Consider the following 6,103-nt stretch of genomic DNA (forward strand, 5'->3'; position numbering starts at 1 on the left):
AAATGGATTTATATAGAAGTTATGTTCTAGAGAGAAATGTCTAAATTGTGGATAAAGAAAGTTTTGAAAGTGATATTTTAATAGTTTATGCAACATTTCACTTACATTATTAACATAATACTTTTAAAAATAACGCAATGTATTCAAATAGTGATAGTAGATTTATCATAAAGTTGTAATTCAACAACGCAAATTAATGTGAAACACTTCACATTAAGAGATGAATATTTTTTTAAAACAAAATGTGAACTATTTCACAAAAAGGAGGCTTTTAAAATGGATATCGGTCAAATACTTATCAAGACTCTAACCGATAAAAACATTATTAGCGCAATTAGTTCATCGGTCTTTATTATTTTATTGGGTTTTTACATGCGCAAAAAAAATATTTTAAATGCTCAGGCAGCAAAGGTATTAAGTGGCGTTATTCTTTCAGCTGCACTTCCAGCTTTAGCATTTACAGCATTCATGCAAAATATCAATACGAATTCATTAAAACAAGGGGCTAACTTACTAATATGGGGTATAGTCATTTACATTATATTAATCGTTGTAACAAAGCCATTGTTTATGAAATACAAAGGCGATAAACAAGATGTTTTACGCGTATTAACAATCTTCGGTTCAACTACATTCTTTGGTATTCCAATTATCGGCGTCGTTTATGGCCCAGAAGGAGTTATGTATGCATCCATTTTTAACATCGGATACCGCATTTTCCTTTATTCTTACGGATATATCAAAATGTCAGGCTTAAAGATGGAGAAAAAGAATATTAAAACAATGTTCTTAAATCCAATTGTTATCGCAACATTTGCAGGTTTATTCATTTGGGTATGCCAAACATACTTACCACAAGTAGCAGTTACAGTGAATGGTAAAGTTTCTCATTTCGCCTTTTTACGAATCGATCAAACAGCTCCATGGTTATTCAAGCCAATGGATTACTTAGCTAAATTAGCTTCACCGCTTGCATGGATTTCCATCGGTGCAACATTAGCTGAAATTTCATTAAAAGATGCAATCAAAACAAAAGATGCTTGGTACTATAGCTTAAACAAAATCATTATTGTTCCAGTAATTAACATTGCTTTACTTATGATCTTAAATGCAACAGGTATTCTTCCAATTTCACAAGTTGCAGTAGCTACAGTTGTTATTATGATGGCTACACCAACAGCAACAGTTGCAGCAGCATATGCGATTAGCTTTGATAAAGAAGCGATTTTAACATCTAACTGTTCTCTTCTTTCCACTATTCTAGGTGTTGTTGCAATGCCATTATGGATTGTAATACTTGAAGTTATTAAAAGTTTTCATATTTTCTCTTAATACTATATCGGAGGTAGATGAAGATGAAAGCAAATTTAGTATGTTATGGTGTACGCGATGTAGAAATAGCCTTTTTTGAGAAGCTAAATAAACACGATTATAATTTAACTCTAGTAACAGATTTAATGAATGATGAAAATGTAAATACAGCAAAACATGCAGATGCTGTCATGATTCGTGGTAACTGCAAGGCGAATAGAAAAAATATTGAGAAATTAGCTAGTTTTGGTGTGAAATATTTATTAACAAGAACAGTAGGATTCAATCATATTGACTTAGAAGCTGCAAAAGAGGTCGGAATAAAAGTTGCACGTGTACCTGCTTATTCTCCAAATGCTATTTCAGAGCTTGCAGTAACGCTTGGTATGATGTTATTAAGAAATACAGCATACACTGCAAACAAAACAAAAGAAAAAGACTTTACAGTAGACGCAGTGATGTTCAGTAAAGAAATTCGTAACTGTACAGTTGGTATTCTTGGAACTGGAAAAATTGGTTTAACAACTGCAAAACTGTTCAAAGGTTTAGGGGCAAGAGTCGTTGCATTTGATGTGTTTGAAAGTGAATCAGCAAAAGAAGTCGTTGAATTTTTACCTTTAGACGAAGTGCTGGCAAGTTCTGATCTAGTTTCTGTACATGTTCCTTATATTAAAGGACAAAACTATAAAATGATTAACGAAGAATTTTTAGGGAAAATGAAAAACGAAGCGATTTTAATTAATACTTCTAGAGGTGAACTTCAAGACAATGAAGCAATCTTAAAAGCGATTGAAGAAAATACAATTGCAGGATTTGGTACAGACGTATTTGAGGGTGAATCTACATTCTTCTTCAAAAACTTAAAAAATAAATCTTTACCATCTGAAACAATTGAAAAGTTAATGAGTTATTTCCCAAGGGTTCTTGTAACTCCTCATATCGGTTCCTATACTGATGAAGCTTTAACAAACATGGTTGAAATTTCTTATGAAAACTTATATAGTTTCTTAACTGATGGTGTTTGTCAAAACGAAGTTGCTTAATCATAGAGAAAATTATATAAGTACAAATTGAAAAATCGACATAAAACCTTTCTTTTTAGGTGGGAGAGAGAATCCGGCTATGCATAGAAGCGGTCAGATCCTTTTCCTGCCCCATGCCAAGTGAAAACAAAGAGAGAAAATAAGTAGCGATCACCTTTTGTTTTTCATAGCCGTGACTTATATGTTGGAAAGTCAAAATGGATATATATAGTAATAAGACAATCCTTTTCTTTCCTTTTTCGAAAAACCCGAAGTTTGTAACCAAACTTCGGGTTTTTGATGTATAGCAAACTACAGGAATGATTCAGCTCATTTTTTCACTTTAATAATTGCCAATTTTTTTAGTTAATAGACGCGTACATAGATTGCTATTTTAGTAAGTTGACAAAAAAGTATTTTTTGTCGAAAAATAGCTAAAATTGTATAATTTTGATTGCTATACTATATGTTCGATGTTAAATTCGTAGTAATAAGAAAGAATGATGGGTTCGTTTCCCCATCCTACCTTACATAATTATGTATCTCTTAGCTATTATTTATCATGATCTAGGATGAGGATTTCTTTCTTCGGGTATGTGTTATATTTATCAAACTATAGAAAGGTTTGTGATATAGAGTGAAACAAAATAGCCAAAAAAGAAATAAGGAGAGAGCAATCAAAGCGTTTATAGCTGTGAATGTACTTGCTTTTCCATTTGTAGGGGGGACGACGGGAATAACAAAGGTTTCAGCTGAAACTCAAGAACAAACTGTAGGAAAACAAGTATCCACCGAACGTATTTTTCATGTGATGGGTAAAGGAAATGTAGACCAAATCCGAGATATGGATAGGCGCCAATTTAGATTTAGTCCATATGAACCAACCGGATTATATGCAAGCCCGAATGAAAAAATAACAATTCAAGTAGACGGTACACAGAATATTCAAGCTTATATAGGAACATTCTCCTATGATGGCGCATGGAATGAGGATTCGTTAGTAAAGTCGTTTACTTTAAAACCAGGAGAAAACACAATTGAATCTCCAAATGGTGGAATGATTTATTTCTATAATCCAAGTCAAGGCGGTGCAGTACAAGCTGAAATAAAAACAGGGGGAGCGCCTACGCCTTTTTTTGAATTAGGCAAACATACGAAACAAGATTTAATCAACATGCTAGATGCATATCCTAACGCCCATGCGGTAGAATTAAAAGGGGAACGCTCACTAATAACCGCAAGTCCTGTAAGAGTGAAAAAATATTTAATAGATTCTAATACCGATCCTGTAGAACTTTTTAAAAAAATAGATGAATCTATTAGAATTGAAGATCGAGTTTCTGGTTTATCTGAAGCAGAAGCAGACAAGCATTACGTTCATTTTGTAGAGGATAATCATTCGAATTATTATATGTATTCATATAATAGTAGAACTGCTTATGTAGGAGATTCGATTCAAAATGTATTAGATATCAATAAGTTTACAAAAGATGGATGGGGACCTTGGCATGAAATGGGTCATCAAAGACAACAAACTCCTTGGCTATGGGATGGATTAGGAGAAGTTACTACAAACATCTATAGTATGTCTGTGCAACGAGCTTTTGGAAATAAATCAAGATTAGAGAATGGAACATATGAAAAAGCATTCAACTATTTAAATAAGCCTCAGTCAGAAAAAGACTATAATAAAATTGATGATGTTTTTGTAAAATTAGCAATGTTTTGGCAATTAGACTTAGCCTTTGGAGAGGAATTTTACCCTAAATTACATCAAGCGTACCGCTCATTATCTAAAGAAGAGCTTCCTAAAACGAGTGACGAGAAAATCCAAGCTTTTATTTACAATACATCTAAGGTAGCAAAACAAAATCTATTGCCATTCTTTGATAAATGGGGACTTATAGCCACACCGGAAACAAGAAAAAAAGTAGAAGCTTTAAATTATCCGATTTTAGCCGTGCCTATTTGGGAATCAACAGACTCTAAACCTGTTAAAGCGAATGTCCTCAAGTTAGGCGGCCGAGTATGGGAAGATAGTAACCAAAATGGTATTCACGATCAAAGCGAAAAAGGAATGGAAGGCGTTCGTGTTCAACTGTTAGATAAAGATGGGAATGTATTAAAAGAAGTAAAAACAGATAAAGAAGGCCACTACTTGTTTGATGGGTTAATAGAAAACACATATCGTGTACAAGTAGAGAAACCATCTGGTTATGTCTTCGCACCAAAACAAAGTGGACAAGATGTAACGATTGACTCTAGTGTAAGTGAGACTGGAGTAACAGATGCTATTACTCTTTTACATGATGATTTAACACTCGATGCGGGAGTAAATAGAAATACATTCAAGGATGTCCCAGAAGGACACTGGGCATTTAACGCGATTTATGATTTAGCGAATAAAGGAATTGTTGCAGGTTATGGAGATGGAATATTTGGTATGGGAGACAATGTAACACGTGAACAAGTAGCTGCATTAATTTATCGTACTTTTCAGCTAGAAGAACAAGATGAATACGAAAATCTATATGGAGATATCGATGAAAATTCAACAATGTTTCCTAAGGAAATATTAGCTTTAACTGAGCTAGGGATTTTCCAAGGCGATGATCAAGGGAACTTTAGACCGAAAGATACATTAACACGTGCAGAAATGGCACAAGTTATTACGAAAGCCTTTGAACTAGATGTGAAGGCTCCACATAATTTCAGTGATGTCCCGGCGAATTCATGGGCAAAAAATGCGATTAGTGCTGTACAATCGAATAAGATTGCAGCAGGAGTTGGAGAAGGAAAATTCGCTCCAAATATGAAAGTAACGCGTGAACAGTACGCACAGTTTTTATATAATGCAAGTTTGAATGAGCGATCTCACCAATAAAAAGAAAATAAAGTTGAGCGGTCTATTATATCATCATTATAGGGGAGTATTACTGCCTGTAAAAGCCTAATTGGTGAGGGCTAATAATCAGTGGGGGGAGAAAACCCCTACTGATTAAAGTTTCACCGTATGCAATTTTACATATTAATTGATACTCAGTTATTTTTTATTATATATTGTAATTGTCTTTTTTTCTTTTAATTATTTGTTGCAATACTTGTGTGCTCCAGTTATGGAGCCTTTTTTTATAAGTGTCACTTTACCCATAAGTTGACCGCATTTGGAAGCATTAGTTGACCAGAAAACACTTATTTTTATAGGCGATTATCTAATTATCTAACGGAATTGGAAGCATAAATTGGCCTTGAGTTAATGATTAACCCATAAGCTGGACGTTAATTTATGCGGAATTTTATACATATGGAGTAAAGGAAATAAAGACAATGATTGCTTTTAACCACTGATATAATGGGATGGATAAGAAACTGCATACGTAGGTGAAGAGGATGTTTCACAGAATGTTGATAAGCCGGGGATTGTTGGTGAGGAGAACTTCTGATAACGAAAATTATGTAACCTACTAATGATAGCCTATTGAGGTATCTTTTTTTGTTGTATGTATATTAGAAGCATAAGTTTGCCGCAAGCTAAAGGAAGCATAAATTGACCAAAACGGCCATCTTATGCTTCTTTTCACAATAAGTGAAATTTTAATTCAGTGGTGGCATTTGTTTTTTATAAATAGTTTAATAGAAAGATAAAATGATATAAGGGAAAATATATAAATCCATTTTCACTTTTCGACATCTAACTCCCTGCGATGCAGAATAAAAAGTAACCTCCACTCGTTTGCTCTTTCTGTTTTTCCTTCGCATGTGGCAGAAAA

General features: G+C 33.7%; 3 protein-coding genes. All 3 read left to right on the top strand.

Features of this window, described 5'->3' with window-relative positions; genetic code table 11:
- The first annotated feature begins 276 nt into the window (after positions 1 to 276).
- The 3 genes from V7183_RS10450 (at position 277) to V7183_RS10460 (ending at position 5,217) form a co-directional block, all read left to right on the top strand.
- Positions 277 to 1,332, top strand: a complete 1,056-nt coding sequence (locus V7183_RS10450; protein ID WP_097897605.1) for an AEC family transporter — start codon at positions 277 to 279, stop codon at positions 1,330 to 1,332.
- A 23-nt stretch (positions 1,333 to 1,355) separates the two neighbouring features.
- Entirely contained in the window at positions 1,356 to 2,354 is a 999-nt protein-coding gene (locus tag V7183_RS10455; protein WP_097897604.1) for a 2-hydroxyacid dehydrogenase, read from the top strand.
- Positions 2,355 to 3,027: 673 nt separating this feature from the next.
- Positions 3,028 to 5,217 (top strand): M60 family metallopeptidase, encoded by a 2,190-nt coding sequence (locus V7183_RS10460; RefSeq protein WP_335359446.1) that lies wholly within the window; start codon positions 3,028 to 3,030, stop codon positions 5,215 to 5,217.
- Positions 5,218 to 6,103 lie beyond the last annotated feature (886 nt).

The sequence above is a fragment of the Bacillus sp. JJ1127 genome (genome assembly GCF_036965845.1).
Classification (GTDB): Bacteria; Bacillota; Bacilli; order Bacillales; family Bacillaceae_G; genus Bacillus_A.